This is a genomic window from Microbacterium aurantiacum, assembly GCF_031625015.1.
In the GTDB taxonomy this organism is placed as follows: domain Bacteria; phylum Actinomycetota; class Actinomycetes; order Actinomycetales; family Microbacteriaceae; genus Microbacterium; species Microbacterium aurantiacum.
Window position 1 is genome coordinate 1,608,821 of sequence record NZ_JAHWXH010000001.1, and the last position, 14,423, is coordinate 1,623,243.

19 protein-coding genes are annotated in these 14,423 nt (G+C 71.2%); 7 read left to right on the forward strand and 12 right to left on the reverse strand.

Annotated elements, in window-relative coordinates:
* Nucleotides 1-25: 25 nt before the first annotated feature.
* Nucleotides 26-895, forward strand: coding sequence for a 3-methyl-2-oxobutanoate hydroxymethyltransferase (gene panB / locus KZC50_RS07435; RefSeq protein ID WP_301134765.1), 870 nt, complete (start codon nt 26-28; stop codon nt 893-895).
* Nucleotides 892-1,686, forward strand: a complete 795-nt coding sequence (locus KZC50_RS07440; RefSeq protein ID WP_301134764.1) for an SDR family NAD(P)-dependent oxidoreductase — start codon at nt 892-894, stop codon at nt 1,684-1,686. The genes panB and KZC50_RS07440 overlap by 4 nt, the downstream gene beginning before the upstream one ends.
* Before the next feature lie 13 nt (nt 1,687-1,699).
* On the opposite strand, the gene panC is transcribed toward KZC50_RS07440, so the two are convergent.
* Nucleotides 1,700-2,545, reverse strand: a complete 846-nt coding sequence (gene panC / locus KZC50_RS07445) for a pantoate--beta-alanine ligase (protein ID WP_310891216.1) — start codon at nt 2,543-2,545, stop codon at nt 1,700-1,702.
* A 79-nt stretch (nt 2,546-2,624) separates the two neighbouring features.
* Here panC and KZC50_RS07450 point away from each other — a divergent pair, with 79 nt between their 5' ends.
* On the forward strand, nt 2,625-3,458 hold the full coding sequence (locus tag KZC50_RS07450; RefSeq protein ID WP_310891217.1) for an aldo/keto reductase: 834 nt from the start codon (nt 2,625-2,627) through the stop codon (nt 3,456-3,458).
* Between the two features lie 4 nt (nt 3,459-3,462).
* Here KZC50_RS07450 and mgtE read toward each other — a convergent pair whose 3' ends face one another.
* From mgtE to KZC50_RS07490, 8 genes are all read right to left on the reverse strand, one after another.
* Complete coding sequence (gene mgtE / locus KZC50_RS07455) at nt 3,463-4,821, reverse strand: magnesium transporter (protein WP_310891218.1); 1,359 nt, start codon at nt 4,819-4,821, stop codon at nt 3,463-3,465.
* Between the two features lie 8 nt (nt 4,822-4,829).
* Nucleotides 4,830-4,985 (reverse strand): hypothetical protein, encoded by a 156-nt coding sequence (locus KZC50_RS07460; protein ID WP_301134759.1) that lies wholly within the window; start codon nt 4,983-4,985, stop codon nt 4,830-4,832.
* Between the two features lie 132 nt (nt 4,986-5,117).
* On the reverse strand, nt 5,118-5,879 hold the full coding sequence (locus KZC50_RS07465; protein WP_310891219.1) for an SDR family oxidoreductase: 762 nt from the start codon (nt 5,877-5,879) through the stop codon (nt 5,118-5,120).
* Nucleotides 5,880-5,909: 30 nt separating this feature from the next.
* Nucleotides 5,910-6,134 carry a hypothetical protein gene (locus tag KZC50_RS07470; protein WP_053548219.1) on the reverse strand — a complete coding sequence of 75 codons (225 nt, stop codon included), beginning with the start codon at nt 6,132-6,134 and terminating at the stop codon, nt 5,910-5,912.
* A 9-nt stretch (nt 6,135-6,143) separates the two neighbouring features.
* On the reverse strand, nt 6,144-6,542 hold the full coding sequence (locus tag KZC50_RS07475; protein WP_301134756.1) for a SpoIIAA family protein: 399 nt from the start codon (nt 6,540-6,542) through the stop codon (nt 6,144-6,146).
* Between the two features lie 91 nt (nt 6,543-6,633).
* Complete coding sequence (locus tag KZC50_RS07480; protein WP_053548217.1) at nt 6,634-6,924, reverse strand: DUF1905 domain-containing protein; 291 nt, start codon at nt 6,922-6,924, stop codon at nt 6,634-6,636.
* 30 nt (nt 6,925-6,954) lie between these two features.
* Nucleotides 6,955-7,971: a DNA-3-methyladenine glycosylase family protein gene (locus KZC50_RS07485; RefSeq protein WP_310891220.1), complete on the reverse strand. Its 1,017-nt coding sequence runs from the start codon at nt 7,969-7,971 to the stop codon at nt 6,955-6,957.
* A gap of 141 nt (nt 7,972-8,112) precedes the next feature.
* A complete protein-coding gene (locus tag KZC50_RS07490) occupies nt 8,113-8,901 on the reverse strand; it encodes a winged helix-turn-helix domain-containing protein (protein ID WP_310891221.1) in 789 nt (262 codons plus the stop codon).
* A gap of 584 nt (nt 8,902-9,485) precedes the next feature.
* Between KZC50_RS07490 and KZC50_RS07495 the strand changes: the two genes are divergently transcribed.
* The 4 genes from KZC50_RS07495 (at nt 9,486) to KZC50_RS07510 (ending at nt 12,223) form a co-directional block, all read left to right on the forward strand.
* Nucleotides 9,486-10,937, forward strand: coding sequence for a GH1 family beta-glucosidase (locus KZC50_RS07495; protein WP_310891222.1), 1,452 nt, complete (start codon nt 9,486-9,488; stop codon nt 10,935-10,937).
* A gap of 70 nt (nt 10,938-11,007) precedes the next feature.
* Entirely contained in the window at nt 11,008-11,307 is a 300-nt protein-coding gene (locus KZC50_RS07500; RefSeq protein ID WP_310891223.1) for a GNAT family N-acetyltransferase, read from the forward strand.
* Between the two features lie 26 nt (nt 11,308-11,333).
* Entirely contained in the window at nt 11,334-11,765 is a 432-nt protein-coding gene (locus KZC50_RS07505) for a DUF1622 domain-containing protein (protein WP_310891224.1), read from the forward strand.
* A 71-nt stretch (nt 11,766-11,836) separates the two neighbouring features.
* Nucleotides 11,837-12,223, forward strand: coding sequence for a hypothetical protein (locus KZC50_RS07510; protein ID WP_310891225.1), 387 nt, complete (start codon nt 11,837-11,839; stop codon nt 12,221-12,223).
* 19 nt (nt 12,224-12,242) lie between these two features.
* Here the strand turns inward: KZC50_RS07510 and KZC50_RS07515 are convergent, their stop codons facing one another.
* From KZC50_RS07515 to KZC50_RS07525, 3 genes are all read right to left on the reverse strand, one after another.
* Nucleotides 12,243-12,986 carry an alpha/beta fold hydrolase gene (locus KZC50_RS07515; protein ID WP_310891226.1) on the reverse strand — a complete coding sequence of 248 codons (744 nt, stop codon included), beginning with the start codon at nt 12,984-12,986 and terminating at the stop codon, nt 12,243-12,245.
* A 19-nt stretch (nt 12,987-13,005) separates the two neighbouring features.
* Nucleotides 13,006-13,566 carry a hypothetical protein gene (locus KZC50_RS07520; RefSeq protein WP_053548211.1) on the reverse strand — a complete coding sequence of 187 codons (561 nt, stop codon included), beginning with the start codon at nt 13,564-13,566 and terminating at the stop codon, nt 13,006-13,008.
* Nucleotides 13,567-13,808: 242 nt separating this feature from the next.
* A complete protein-coding gene (locus KZC50_RS07525) occupies nt 13,809-14,405 on the reverse strand; it encodes a DUF305 domain-containing protein (RefSeq protein WP_301135584.1) in 597 nt (198 codons plus the stop codon).
* Nucleotides 14,406-14,423 lie beyond the last annotated feature (18 nt).

Consider the following 14,423-nt stretch of genomic DNA (forward strand, 5'->3'; position numbering starts at 1 on the left):
GAGCGGCTCGGAGAGGAGGCGCGACATGCGCACCACCATCGAGCGGATCCGTGCGATGCGCGACGCGGGGGAGCGGTTCGCCATGGTGACCGCGTACGACTACACCTCCGCGCGCCTGGTCGAACGCAGCGCCGTCGAAACGATCCTCGTCGGCGACTCGGTCGGAATGGTCGTGCAGGGGCACGACAGCACCCTGCCGGTGACCCTCGACGACATGATCTACCACACGCGGATGGTCGCCCGCGGGGCCTCGCGCCCCCTTATCGTCGCCGACCTTCCCTTCGGCACCTACGCGATCGAGGACGACGCCGTCCGCGCCGCCACCCGCCTCATGGCGGAGGGCGGATGCCAGTCGGTCAAACTCGAGGGCGGTGTCGCGCAGGCGTCGACGATCCGTCGCCTCGTCGAGATCGGCATCCCCGTCCTCGCCCACATCGGCTTCACACCGCAGTCGGTCCACGCCCTCGGCGTGCGCGTCCAGGGGCGCGGGCGCGATCAGGCGCGGCGCGTGCTGCGCGACGCGCTCGCGGTGCAGGCCGCCGGAGCGTGGGGCGTCGTGCTCGAGCTCGTGCCAGCCCAGCTCGCCGCGGCGATCACGGCGCGGCTCGACATCCCCACCGTCGGCATCGGCGCGGGCGCCGGCTGCGACGGACAGGTCCAGGTGTGGCACGACCTCCTCGGCCTCTACGAGGACTTCGTTCCGCGCCACGCGCGCCGGTTCCGCTCGCTCGGCGGCGAGACGGTCGCGGCCCTCGACGAGTACGCCGCGGCCGTCCGTGACGGCTCGTTCCCGGCCGCGTCGAATGCGTCGTCGTGGGACGCGGCGGAGGTCGCTGCAGCGCTCGAGGGCGTCGACGACCTCGGCGGGGTCGACGGCTCCGAGGGTCTCGGGTGAGCATCCCCGTCGACGACGGCGCGGTCCGCCCGCGGAGCCTCGCCGGTCGCACGGCGCTGGTCACCGGCGGCCGCGTGGGGATCGGCCGTGCCATCGTGGATGCGCTCGCCGACCGTGGGGCCCGGGTCCTCGTCGGCGGGCGGGACTCCGTGACCCTCGCCCCGCGGATCGCGGAGTTGCGGGCCGAAGGAGTCGACGCGCACGGGTTCGCCGCGGACGTCACCGATCCCGGTGAGCTGGACGCCGCGTTCGCCGCGGCGGCGCAGGTGGGCCTCGTGCCCGACATCCTGGTGAACAACGTCGGCCTGCGTGACCGTCGCGGGGTGCGCGACCTCGACACGGCGGCCTTCTCGGCGCTCATGGGAGCGGACCTCGTCGCGGTCTACGACGTGATCCGTCGGTGCCTGGCCGGGGCCGAGGCCGCCGGCGGCGTGCTCCGCTCGATCGTCACGGTGTCGTCGGTGGCAGCCCTTCGCGGGCGCGCGGGCGACCCCGGGTATGCCGCGGCGAAGGCGGGCCTCGACGGGCTCACACGGTCCCTCGCGTCCGAACTGGGACCGCTCGGATGCCGCGTCAACTCCGTCGCACCCGGGACGATCGTCACCGACTCCAACGCCGACCTGCTCGTCGACGCGCGGATCGCCGACGTCGTCGCGACCCGCACCGCTCTCGGCCGGTGGGGGACCCCCGCCGAGGTCGGGGCGCTGGTGGCGTTTCTCGCGTCGGACGAGGCGTCCTACCTCACCGGTCAGACGGTGGTGGTCGACGGCGGGCTCTCCACGCTCTTCTGATCCGCGACGGGCGTCAGGGGCTCAGCAGCTCATTGTCGATGAGCCGCACGCCGCCGACCGGGGCGGCGACGATCGCGAGCGACTCTGTCTCGATCCGGGTGAGCGGGGCGAACGAGTCCGGGTCGACGATCGCCCAGTACTCGGGCTCTATCCCCGCCGCGCGGAGCGCCTCGTGCGCCCGGGCCGTGAGGAGAGCGGCGTCCGTCTCGCCGTCCGCGACGGCGGCGCCGGCCGCGGAGAGCGAGCGGGGGATCGCGAGGGCCTGCGCCCGTGCCTCGTCGGTCAGCCGGACGTTGCGGCTCGACAGCGCGAGCCCGTCGGCGTCGCGGACGGTCGGGACGGCGTGGATCTCGATCGGGATGTTCAGATCGCGCACGAGCCGACGGACCACGGCGACCTGCTGCGCGTCCTTCCGCCCGAACCATGCGGCGTCGGCACCGACCATCAGGAAGAGCTTGGTGACCACCAGCGCCACCCCGTCGAAGTGGGCCGCGCCGCGCGCCGCGCCCTCCCACGGCTCGCTCACCCCTCCGACGCGGATGCCGGTGGAGAAGCCCGCGGGGTACACCTCGTCGGGGCTCGGGGTGAAGACCACCGTCGCGCCGGCGGCGGCGGCCATCGCGGCATCCGTCTCGGGATCGCGCGGGTAGGCGGCGAGGTCTGCGGCATCGGTGAACTGGGTCGGGTTGACGAAGACCGACACGACGACCTCGTCCGAGACCCGTGCGGCCTCGCGGATGAGCGTCAGGTGCCCCTCGTGGAGGGCGCCCATCGTGGGGACGAGGCCGATCCGACCCCCGCGGCGACGGACGGGGTCGAGGGCGGCCCGCAGCTGCGCCACGGAATCGATCACGCGCATCCGCCGAGCGTACTTCGTCGGGGCCGTCGAGGTGGCGGCCGACCGCACCCGCGCCGCGGCTTTCGGGCATCATGGGGGGATGCTGACGATTCCTGCGGTCACCCTCAACGACGGTCACTCCTTCGCCGAACTCGGGCTCGGGACCTACAACCTGAGGGGCGAGGAGGGGATCGAGGCGATCGTGTCCGCGATCGCCTCCGGCTACCGACTGCTCGACACCGCCGTGAACTACGAGAACGAGCGCGAGGTGGGCGAGGCGATCCGCCGGGCGGACGTCGACCGCGACGCGCTCATCGTCACCTCCAAGATCCCCGGTCGCCAGCACGGCCGCACCGAGGCCGTCGACAGCATCCGCGGATCGCTCGACCGGCTGGGTCTCGAGCGCCTCGATCTCCAGCTGATCCACTGGCCGAACCCGAGCGTCGGGAAGTACCTCGACACGTGGCGCGGCATGATCGATGCGCGCGAGGAGGGGCTCGTCCGCTCGATCGGCGTCTCGAACTTCACCGAGGCGATGCTCACCGAGCTGATCGAGGAGACCGGTGTCGTCCCGGCGGTGAACCAGGTCGAGCTGCACCCCTACTTCCCCCAGGGCGCGCTCCGTGCCTTCCACGCGGAGCACGGCATCCGCACCGAAAGCTGGAGCCCGCTCGCCCGCCGCAGCGATCTGCTCGCCGAGCAGCTCATCACCGACCTCGCCGCGGTCCACGACGCGACCCCGACACAGGTCGTGCTGCGCTGGCACACCCAGCTGCAGAGCACCCCCATTCCGAAGTCCGCCGACGCCGACCGGCAGCGCGAGAACGCCGACGTGTTCGGTTTCACCCTCACCGACGACCAGGTCGCGGCGATCTCCGGACTCGAGCGTGGTCGGCTGTGGGACGGCGACCCCGAGACGCACGAAGAGATGTGAGCGGTCAGATCTGCAGGACCGCGCGGGCGATCAAGAAGTAGATGACGAGCCCTGTCGCGTCGACGAACGTCGTGATGAACGGGTTCGAGAAGACCGCGGGGTCGACCCGGATCGCGCGGGCGAGGAGCGGCATGACACCGCCGACGGATGCCGCGACCGTGCAGATCGACAGCAGGGTGAGTCCGATCACCAGTCCCACCTGCAAGTCGAACACGACGCTGGTGATCGCGAACCCGAGGACGCCGAGCAGCAGCCCGAGGAGCGCGCCGACGCGGACCTCGCGCGACAGCACCCGCCACACGTCCCGCGTGCGGACCTCGCTCAGCGCCAGGGCACGGGTCACGGTGGTCGCTGCCTGATTGCCGGTGTTCCCGCCCGTTCCGATGAGCAGCGGCACGAACAGCGCCAGCACGGTGAGCTGCGCCAGGGTGTCTTCGAACACCGACAGCACCTGCACCGTGAGGGTCGCACCGACCGCCAGCACGAACAGCCACACCACGCGCGAGCGGACGATACGGAGGATCGGCGTCGACAGGTACGGGCGACGGAGCGGCTCGGCACCACCCTGGCGTGCGGCATCCTCGCTCTCCTCCTGCTCGAGGATGCGGACGGCGTCGTCGATGGTGAGGATGCCGACGAGGCGTCCCTCGCTGTCGACGACGGGAAGCGCGAGCACGCCGAGGTCGGCGCACAGGCGCGCGGCGTCCTCGGCGTCGTCGGTGGCGGTCGCGGTGTGGGGCTCGCTCATGAGCGCGCCCACGGTGTCGTCGTCGGCGCCGCCGAGCAGGTCGCGCAGGCTGATGACTCCGACGACCGTGCGCGCGTCGTCGATGACCGGGATCGTGTACACCGTCTCGGCGTCGCGGACGCGGGAACGCACCCGGGCGAGCGCGTCGGAGACCCGGACCGACGGGCGGAGCGTGACGTATTCGGGACTCATGCGGCGCCCGATCGAATCCTGCGGGTAGCCCAGCACCGCCGCGGTGAGCGTGCGCTCGTCGACGGGGAGGCCGCGGAGGAGCCGCGGGGCGACGGATGCCGGGAGCTCGTCGAGGAGGCGCACCCGGTCGTCCGGGTCGAGGTCGGCGAACACGGCGGCGACCTCGGAGTCCTGCAGCGCGTCGACGAGATCGCCCTGGAGCGACGCGGGGAGGTCCTCGAAGACCTCGAGGGCGCGCTGCTTCGGCAGCAGGCGGTAGACCACCGCCCGCCGGCGGGCGTCCAGCCGTTCGATCACGGCCACCACCTCGTGGGTGGGGGCGTCGGCGATCAGCGACGACGTCGCGGGCAGATCGTCGGCGCTGAGGGCCTGTTCGATCGCCAGCACACGGTCATCGAGGGCACGGGTCTGCTCGGGGGTCATGACGGATCTCACTCCTGTCGCGCACGAACGGCTCGCACGAGGGCGAACGGATGCCGGATGCCGACGGGAGCGGCATCCGGATGATCGCCGGACGCGCGGGTGTCGCGCTCAGGAAACGAGATCGCGAGGGTGCGCGGCGTCCGGCCGAGGACTGCAACTGTCACTGGGCATCAGGATCACCTCGCTCTCGCGGTTCGGGGGCGGGCGCAGAGCGCCCCCGGTTACCGTAGTCGGCCGCATCGATCCGCGGCAAGGCGACTCAGGGGTTGTTCAGCCGGCGTTCACTGCGTGCGGGGTCACCGCGCCGCGCGGGTCTCCTCGACCCATTCGGCGAAGGTCTGCTCGCCGAGGGTCGCATCCGGACCCGGGAGGGCGGAACCGTCGCGTTGCCATCGGCCGAACGCGCCCGGGAGCGAGACGGCGGGCACACGCCAGCGCGTCGCCGGACGCCCGATCGCCCGGCCGTAGGCGCGGACCATGGCCACGAGGCTCTCTTCGTGCGGACCCGCGAGGTCGCGGGCGCGTCCGCGCGGGCGGCCCTCGGCGAGGTCGACGAGGTGCGACGCGACCTCGCGCGCCGCGATCGGCTGCGTCCGCATCCGGGGCGCCAGGTGGACGGGGCCGACGGAAGCGACCTCCCAGATCTGCCCCGCGAACTCGTGGAACTGCGTGGCGCGGAGCAGCGTCCACGGGACCGGTCCCGCCTGCACCGCCGCCTCCTGAGCGAGCTTGCCGGCGTAGTACCCGGAGCTCTGGCCGTCGATGCCGACGATCGACAGGGCGATATGGTGTCGGACGCCCGCCCGGACCTCCGCATCGAACAGAGTGGTCGTGACCGCGGTGAAGAAGTCCACCGACCGGCGAGTGCTCCGGGTCTCGTGATGGGTCACGTCGATGACGACGTCGACGCCCCCGAGGGCGGCATCCGCTCCGGCGCCGGTGACGAGGTCGACGCCGTCGGAGCGGGTCAGGGCGACGACGTCGTGTCCACGGGCGCGGGCGATCTCGACGGCCGGGACGCCGACGCGTCCCGTGGCACCCGCGATCGCGATCCGCATCGTCCAGGCCTCCGGTGCTCGCCGCTGCCGCTAGAGCTGCGCGCCGTCGTCGTCGCGGTTCTCCAGCCCCACGTTGCGTCCGCGCCAGGATTCGTACGCGATCAGCCAGCCGATCGAGACCGCCGCGGCGATCACGATGCCCAGCAGCAGGTTCTCCCAGATGAGTCCGAACATGATGCCGAGCGCGAACATCAGGGCGGTGCCGAGCGCCCAGCCGGAGCGGCCGCGCGTCCAGCGCGAGCGGGGGGTAGTCATGCGCTCAGCCTAGGGGGCGGCATCCGTTCTCGTCGGGCGTTCCGGTGCGCGCGAGGCCCAGGTCATCGCCTTGTCCTTCGCGGAGGTCCGGAAGATCTGCAGCTCGCAGGGGAACAGGAAGGCGATCGCGTGGATGATCTCGGCCACGGCGGTGTGGTCGGTGATCAGGGCGATGCGGCCCCACGAGCTCGCCGGCTTGCTCTCCAGACGCGCGTCCTGCCACAGCGCGCCGAAGGAATAGCCGTCGAAGTCGTCGCCGAAGACGAGGGCGAGATTGACGGTGCCGCCGTCGGCGATCACGCGGTCGATCGCCGGATCGAGCACCGTGCGGTAGTCGTCGGCGTGGACGGAACCCACGGCGCGGAACGCGAGCACGTTCGCGGGCGCATCGGGCAACGTGGCGAGCATTCGGGTACTCCTCCGGGGATCGCGACTCCGCGGTCCATTGCGCGCCCAGGATATCGCGCCCCCGCCCCGGACGGCAGGGTTTCGCGGTGACCTACTTCACGCGTCGCGTGAGGTGAACGGTGACGGTGTCGCCGATGTCTTTGCCGAGCTTCCGGCGGACGGCGGCGTTCAGCGAGACCATGTGACCGCCCGTGCCGGTGACCATCATGCCGACATCCGTCAGCGGCACCTCATCGACCGTGAGGTCGACGCGCACCGAGCGGCCGGTGCCGAAGAACTCGGCGGAACCGGGCATCTCAACACAGGCCCAGACCTCCCCTTTGACGTCGACGCCGATCGGGGCAGTGAAGGTGTGGTCGAGGGGGACGGGGTCGAACGGCATCGGTGCTCCTGGTCGCTTCAGTGGTCGTGGTCAGCGGTCGCGGTGGTCCTCGGGGTGGAGGCGTGGCGCCTTGCGCGGCTCGCGCACGCCACCGGCCGCGAGGAGTCGGATGACGCGCTGCCGTTGCCCGCTCCACGGTTCGAGGAGCGCCAGCATCCCGTCGTCGTCAGTGCGCGCTCCGGCGAGGGCGTAGCCGACCTCGTGGGCGAGGTGGAAGTCGCCCACGCTCACGGCGTCGGGGTCGCCGAGGGCGCGGATGCGCGTCTCGGCCGACGTCCACGGGCCGATCCCGGGTTGCGAGACGAGGACCCGGTCGACCGCTTCGCCGTCGCCCGCGGCCTCGACGGCGCGGACGATCGAGCGGCCCCTCCGTGCGGCGCGCACGACGGTCTTGGACTGCGGGGGTTCGAGACCTGCACGGTGCCACGCCCACGAGGGGATGTCCCGCCAGCCGTCGATGTCAGGGGGCGCCGCCATCGGGCGCGGCGTCGGGCCCGGCGCCGTCTCGCCGAACGCGGAGACGATCCGCCGCCACGCGGCGAAGGCCTGCATCCCCGTGACCTTCTGCTCGAAGATCGCGCAGGCGAGGGCGTCGAACACCCCGTCGGTGCGCCCGAGGCGGAGCCCCGGCATCCGGCGGAAGAGCTCCGCGACCAGCGGATGTCGCTCGGCGGCGAATCCGGTGGCATCGTCGCGCGCGCCGCAGAGGTCGGGGACGTGGGCGATCGCCCACTCGCGCCCCTGCCCCCAGGCCGCCGCGCGGACGACGCCTGATCCGGCATCCGTCAGAGCGAGCGTCGCGACGCCCTCGGGAGTGCGGCTGGCACGCCAGATGACCGCGCCCGCCATCGTCATCGTGGGGTCGTTCGCGCCGCGGCGCTGGAACATCACCGTGCGGCGGAGGTCGAGCGGATGCCGCGGTCGGTACTCGGTCTGCAGCGGCGCTTCGGGTCGTGCCGGCGCCTGGGGGTGAGGTGGCGCCTGGGTGTGCGGCGGGCTCGCCGGACGCGCGCGGACCTGCTCGCGCGTGCGCTCGACGATCGTCATGCCCTCGACCCTACGTCGCACCGCCGACGTCGCCCGCCGCGAGCGCGTTCGTGTGGCGGTCGTGGCCGCCTCACAGAGCCCGAGGGGGCCACATGCGCCACACGAACCGACGACGGATGCCGTGCGAGACGGGCGCGGCGGTCAGAAGCGGTCGGGCGACGGCGTGCCGTGGCCGTAGTGGATCACGACGTCGGCGTGCCGATCGAAGCGGTATCCGACGCCCCGGACGGTGCGCACGATGTCTTCGTACCGGCCGAGCTTGGCGCGCAGACGCCGCACGTGCACGTCGATCGTCCGCTCGCCGGGCGCCTCTTCGTCGCTGGCGGCCTGCCAGAGCGACGTGACCAGCTCGGTGCGCTCGATCGTGCGGCCCTCGCGCAGCACCAGGTACTGCAGGAGCTCGAACTCCTTGAACGTGAAGGCTGCCGATTCGCCGTCGATCAGCACGCGCTTGCGGGAGATGTCGACCACGACGCCGCCGGCGACGGCGTCCTCCTCGAGCGGCTCATCCTGCTTCGTGCGGGCGACCGCGGACGGCTCGTGGAGCGCGAGCCGCACGACGTCGACGTCACGTCCGCCGGCGCCGACGGGCGCGAGGGCGACGGTGGCGTAGGTCTCGGCCGAGGGGGCGAGGTCGGCGAGCGTGCGGCGCAGCGCGTCGACGAGGACGCCGAGGTTCACCCCGGCTGCGGAGGCCTTGGCCTCGTCGATGCCGACGTACAGCGCGAAGCCGCGCGGTGCGGTGCCGGGCGGGAGGCTGCGCGCGGCGGCGCTGCCGGCGCTGCCGGATGCGCCGGTGTCGCCGGACGCGGCGGGAGTCGGGGCCGACGCGGTCTCGGCGGACGCCTCTGCGGGCACGGTCGGGCGGTTCACGGGGCGGAGGCGACGGATGGGGGCGGCGGGACGCTCGAGGAGTGCGGTGTTCGACATGATGATGGTCCTTGAAGGAGGTGAACCCCGGGAGGTCGTCGGCGTGGGTGGCCGGGAGAGGGTTCTGCGTTTCGATCGCTCTGAGGCGACGGATGCCCGGACGGGGCGGTGTGCGAGGACTCCGACGGCGCGTGATCGACGCGTCCGCGCGGCGCCTCGGGGGATCCGATGCGCGTCGAAGGCTCGCTCCAACGGGCGGATCCGGCGGGGATCACCGTGCTAGTGGCACATTCGACAACACAGCGCCACGCGGCCGGCCATCATCATGCCGGCAGTCCCGTTCGCCTCCCAGGCGGACAGAGAGCGTGCGTTGTCAGTCATGCGGCTGATTATGACCGAGTGTTTCCGTGACGGTCAAATTGCGGAAAAGGTGCCCCGCGACGTGTGACGAAATGTGACAGATCGCCCATGCCGACGCCGGTGGGGTTCGCAATCGGAGAGGCGCGCGACCTTTGTGTAGCACTTCGTCGGGAGGCCCGACCTGGTGGCAGCACCCCGGGTGGGAGCGGTACCATCGAGCGTCGGATCGCGACGCCCGACGGTCGCACCGCCTCCTTCACCATCGATCGCACGGGAGTGACCGAATGACCACGACCACGACCACGACCACGACGACCGGCCGCGCCGACTACCGCGACAGCGGACTCGTCTTCCCCGCGGGCTTCACCTTCGGGTCGGCGACCGCCGCCTATCAGGTGGAGGGCGCGTTCGACGAAGGCGGCCGCGGGCCGTCGATCTGGGACACGTTCTCGAAGACCCCCGGGAAGGTGTGGAACGGCGACACGGGCGACGTCGCCTGCGATCACTACCACCGGGTGGAGGCCGACCTCGACCTCATGGCCGACCTCGGCCTCGGGGCGTATCGCTTCTCGATCGCGTGGCCCCGCATCATGCCCACCGGGACCGGCGAGGTCAACCAGGCGGGCATCGACTTCTACTCGCGGCTGGTCGACGGGCTGCTCGAGCGCGGCATCCGTCCCGTGGCGACGCTGTACCACTGGGATCTCCCGCAGGCGTTGGAGGATGCCGGCGGCTGGCCCGTCCGCGCGACCGCCGACGCGTTCGAGCGCTACGCGGAGGTCATGGGCGCGGCGCTCGGCGACCGCGTGCACACCTGGACCACGCTCAACGAGCCGTGGTGCTCGGCCTACCTCGGCTACGGACAGGGCGGGCACGCGCCGGGACGGCACGAGCCGGATGCCGCGCTCGCCGCCGTCCACCACCTGAACCTCGCCCATGGGCGGGCCGTCCAGACGCTCCGGGCGACCTCGACCGGAGACCCCGAGTACTCGGTGACCCTCAACTTCCACGTGCTGCGGGGCGAGGGAGACGGTGCGGCGGAGGCGATGCGTCGCATCGACGCCCTGGCGAACCGGGCGTTCACGGGTCCGATGCTGCACGGCGCGTATCCGGACGATCTCCTCGCCGACACCCGTGAGGTCTCCGACTGGTCGTTCGTCCGTGACGGCGACCTCGCCGACATCCGTCAGCCGATCGACGTGCTGGGCGTCAACTACTACTCCACGGCCACCGTGCGGATGTGGGACGGCGTTTCGCCGAAGCAGACGAACGACGGGCACAAGGGCGTCCCCGGGGCGACGGCGTGGCCTGGCAGCGACACGGTCGTGGAGTTCCTCGAACAGCCCGGACCGTACACGGCGATGGGGTGGAACATCGCCCCCGAAGGCCTCGAGGAGCTCCTCGTGGCGCTGGGGGAGGAGTTCCCCGACCAGCCGCTGATGGTCACCGAGAACGGTGTCGCCTTCGACGACGTCGTCGCCGATGACGGCTCGGTCCCCGATCCGGAGCGTCTGGACTACCTGCGCCGTCACTTCACCGCCGCGCACCGCGCGATGGAGCGCGGGGTCGACCTGCGCGGCTACTTCGTCTGGTCGCTGCTCGACAACTTCGAGTGGGGCTACGGCTACGCCAAGCGCTTCGGGATCGTCCGCGTCGACTTCGACACCCTCGAGCGCACGGTGAAGGACTCCGGACGCTGGTACGGGGAGCTCGCGCGCACCGGCGTCACGCCCTGACGCCCGTGAAGTCGCCGCGACCGGGGTGCGAGCGGCGGCTGGCCGGGCGCCGCAGGCGTAGCCTGTCGTTGTGACCGATCTGCGTTTCTCCCATGAACCCGACGCGTCGCGCTACACCCTCCACGACGGTGGCGACCTCGTCAGTGTCCTGGACTACCGCGACGATGGCCGTACCGTCGCCCTGACGCGCGCGTACACCGTTCCGACCTTCCGCGGCCACGGATACGCCGCCGAGGTCGTCGAGCGTGCCGTCGCCGACATCGAGGGGCTGGGCGACCGACGGGTCTCCCCGGTGTGCTGGTACGTCGCCGACTGGTTCGCCGACCACCCCGAGCGTGCCGCGATCCTCGCCGATCGGCGTTCGGTCTGACGCCTCCCGCACCCTATGCTGGCGGCGTGAACCTGGAAGAGGTCTTCGTCGCCGTCGCGATCGCGTTCGAACTGATCGGCGCGACGGCCATGGTGATCGGATTCGTCGTCGCCGTGGTGCTCGGCATCCGTTCTCTCGCCCGCGGCGACGGAGGGCAGGCCGCGTTCACGACGCTCCGCACGACGCTCGGAGGAGCGATCCTCCTGGGCCTCGAGGTGCTCGTCGCCGCCGACCTCATCCGCACGATCACGTCAAAGCCGTCGATGGAAGACGCCCTGATCCTCGGCATCATCGTCCTCATCCGGACGGTGCTGTCGATGTCGATTCAGATCGAGATCGAAGGCACCCTGCCCTGGCGGCGGGCGCTGCTGACCTCGGGGGCGGCGGTCGTCGGCCGCGAGATCGCGCGCGACCGCGACCAGGCCGCGGCCGCGCGTACGGAGCCGAAGCGCACCTGAGGGGTGTTGTCAAGGCCGTGGATCGGCGGCGTCGCGGTGTGAGGCTGGTGCACGGACGAGAGGAGTGCGCCATGAGCACGACAGGCGAGAACACCGGCGACAACGGCGTGAGCCACGAGGCAGTCGGCACCGGTGTGGTCGGCAGCGCCGACCACCACGGTCAGGACGCCGATCGCGACACCCTCACCGTCGGTGAGGCGCAGCGGAAGAACGGCCTCGGGGATGCCGCCGAGCAGCGACTTCCCGCGATGTCGCAGAACAACGCCGATGACGTCGCGAAGGTCGCCGGCATCGTCGCGCAGACCCGATCGGATGTCGGCACCCGAACGTTCGACGAGATTCGCCACGTGCTCGCGCAGCGTCTCGAGCAGACCGGCATCGCGCTCCCCGACGACGAGATCGATGAACTCGTGCGTCAGATCTCTACGGGCGACGCCGCAGCTCCCGATCGCCCCTGACGCCTTCCGCCGCGCCCGCTCATCTCGCCACGAACGGGAGGATGCGGGCGACGGCGGGTGCGGCATCCCGGATCATCGTCTCGTGACCGTGATGCGGGATCTCGGTCAGCTTCGCGGCGGGGATGAGCTCGGTGATGCGGGTGCACCAGCGGCGCGGGGCGACGAGGTCGTGCTCGCCACGGACGACGAGGGTGGGTGCGGTCACGCGCGGCATCGCCCGCTCCGGGCGGTGCGCCATCATCGCGCGGAACTTCGTCAGCAGGCGGGGCCCCGCCCGCATGTACTCGCGGGCGCCGATGGTGATGACGCGGGGGCTCTCGTCGATGAGGTCGCGTGCGAGCCGCCAGATCTGCCGCAGCGCCGATCGTGCCTCGGGATCGATCGTCGGACCGACGAGGACGACGTGCGACACCAGTGACGGATGCCGGGCCGCGAGCTCCACGACGATCTGAGACCCCATCGAGTGGCCGATCGCCACGACGGGGACCCGGATGTGATGCTCGAGGAACGCCGCGAGCAGGTCGGCGGTGCGCTCCATCGTCAGGACCCGGACGGGCGGTGGCGCTTCGCCGTATCCCGGCAGGTCGACGGCGACGACGGGGGCCGCATCGTCGAGGTGCGAGATGAGGTCCGTGAACACGCTCCGGCCCATGCCGATCCCATGGATGAGGAGGAACGGACCGGGGCCGATGCCGGTTCCTTCGTTGCGCAGTTCGGCGACGAGCGTCGCGCCGGCGTGCGTGTAGGACAGGATCGAGGCCACGGGCGAGGGTACCGCGGACTCAGGCGGCACCGCGTGCGCCGTAGAGCCCTACGCGGTCCGGGATGTCGAAGTGCACCGCCGGAAGCCACGACGCCGGGTCCGGCCACGGGCGAGACGCCGGGAGGCTCCGGAGTCGCTGGCGGAGGGCGGTGGCCGACCCCTCGATCGGGAGCACGCGCGCCGGGGCGTGATGGGCGAGGGCTCCGAACCACCAGTGCCGCCACTCGCCCTCGACCGCGCCGGGGGAGGCGACGACGTAGTAGTCGGGCATGAACGCCGCGCCGGACGCGAACAGCGCCAGAAGCGCCTCCACCTCGACCTCGAGCGTGCCGAGGGTGGCGCGCTCTTGGAAGAGCTCCACCCACGCGGCGGCGACGTGTTCGAGCGGGTCGGCGTCATGCACGACGTAGGGCTGCGGACGCGTCGCGATCGCGAGCGCCGCGTCGGTCGGATCCTGGCCGCGCAGAGACAGGGCGGCGACGGCGGGGAGGTCGGAGATCCCCTCGAGGAGCTCGTCGCTGTCGCATCCGACGAGGGCGACGACGGTGGACCGGGCTGCGGAATCGGAAGAAGGCGCCATGGTCCACGATAGGACGCCGGGTGTTACGCCCGGGTATCGACTCGGCGACGATTCGCGAGCTGCCCCGGGCGGGCTTTTGGGGCGTTGCGGAGGGCCTCGAATTTCATCGTTTCTGACTGATTCGGTTAGAGTCTCACGGCGAGTTGCCGCAGTGGCTCTCCGAAACTCATTCGGTGGTGGGGACTTTCAGCGGACCTCGGTGACTATCTCGTCGCAGACATCTGGGCCACGCCCGGGCGTCGCTACTCGTCGTCGGTGCATTCACGGTCGGCAGCCCGGTCGAAGTCGGGAACGGGCCGGTTCTGCGCGTCCTCGGGTGTCGTGGCGAGTCCGTTGCGTTCAATATCGTCGATCAGCCAGTCCATTTCTAGGATCTCTCGCCGCTGAGCTTCGCTGATCCCGACGGCGAGCTCGCAGACCCGGATGTCCTGAATCTGCGCTCGTTCAGATCTGGTGATCGCAAGGGAGTGGTGGGGAATCATGGCCCGCATGTATGCGGTGTCGTCGACGGTGATCTGGCTACGGTCGAGCGCGACGCCGCCTCCGAGCAGGAGGACGCTGACGATGACGACGGCGATGTTCGCTTCGGTGTTCTTGTACATGTTCAGCATCCAGGCGAGCATAACGAGGCCCATGGCGCCGCCCATGGTGAGAGCCATGAATATGCGGCTCTCGCTGAAGCGGATGTGTCCCCATTCCCACACTCCGGCGAACATCGTCCAGTACATCACGACCATGCCGGTGAGGATCATCGCCGCGAAACGCAGGTACATCTTCAGCGAGCCGTGCTTCTTGTCCTTTGCTTGTCGTTCGCTTCCTTCATGGGCATCCTGTGACATGTGATTCACCTGTTCGTC

Coding starts and splice junctions, on each gene's coding strand:
- KZC50_RS07525 (WP_301135584.1), bottom strand. CDS start 14,405: ATGTCACAGGATGCCCATGAAGGAAGCGAACGACAAGCAAAGGACAAG.
- KZC50_RS07485 (WP_310891220.1), bottom strand. CDS start 7,971: ATGACGATCGTCGAGCGCACGCGCGAGCAGGTCCGCGCGCGTCCGGCG.
- KZC50_RS07465 (WP_310891219.1), bottom strand. CDS start 5,879: ATGCGGATCGCGATCGCGGGTGCCACGGGACGCGTCGGCGTCCCGGCC.
- mgtE (WP_310891218.1), bottom strand. CDS start 4,821: ATGACCCCCGAGCAGACCCGTGCCCTCGATGACCGTGTGCTGGCGATC.
- KZC50_RS07480 (WP_053548217.1), bottom strand. CDS start 6,924: ATGCCGTTCGACCCCGTCCCCCTCGACCACACCTTCACTGCCCCGATC.
- panC (WP_310891216.1), bottom strand. CDS start 2,545: ATGCGCGTGATCGATTCCGTGGCGCAGCTGCGGGCCGCCCTCGACCCC.
- KZC50_RS07470 (WP_053548219.1), bottom strand. CDS start 6,134: ATGACTACCCCCCGCTCGCGCTGGACGCGCGGCCGCTCCGGCTGGGCG.
- panB (WP_301134765.1), top strand. CDS start 26: ATGCGCACCACCATCGAGCGGATCCGTGCGATGCGCGACGCGGGGGAG.
- KZC50_RS07495 (WP_310891222.1), top strand. CDS start 9,486: ATGACCACGACCACGACCACGACCACGACGACCGGCCGCGCCGACTAC.
- KZC50_RS07520 (WP_053548211.1), bottom strand. CDS start 13,566: ATGGCGCCTTCTTCCGATTCCGCAGCCCGGTCCACCGTCGTCGCCCTC.
- KZC50_RS07450 (WP_310891217.1), top strand. CDS start 2,625: ATGCTGACGATTCCTGCGGTCACCCTCAACGACGGTCACTCCTTCGCC.
- KZC50_RS07510 (WP_310891225.1), top strand. CDS start 11,837: ATGAGCACGACAGGCGAGAACACCGGCGACAACGGCGTGAGCCACGAG.
- KZC50_RS07475 (WP_301134756.1), bottom strand. CDS start 6,542: ATGCTCGCCACGTTGCCCGATGCGCCCGCGAACGTGCTCGCGTTCCGC.
- KZC50_RS07490 (WP_310891221.1), bottom strand. CDS start 8,901: ATGTCGAACACCGCACTCCTCGAGCGTCCCGCCGCCCCCATCCGTCGC.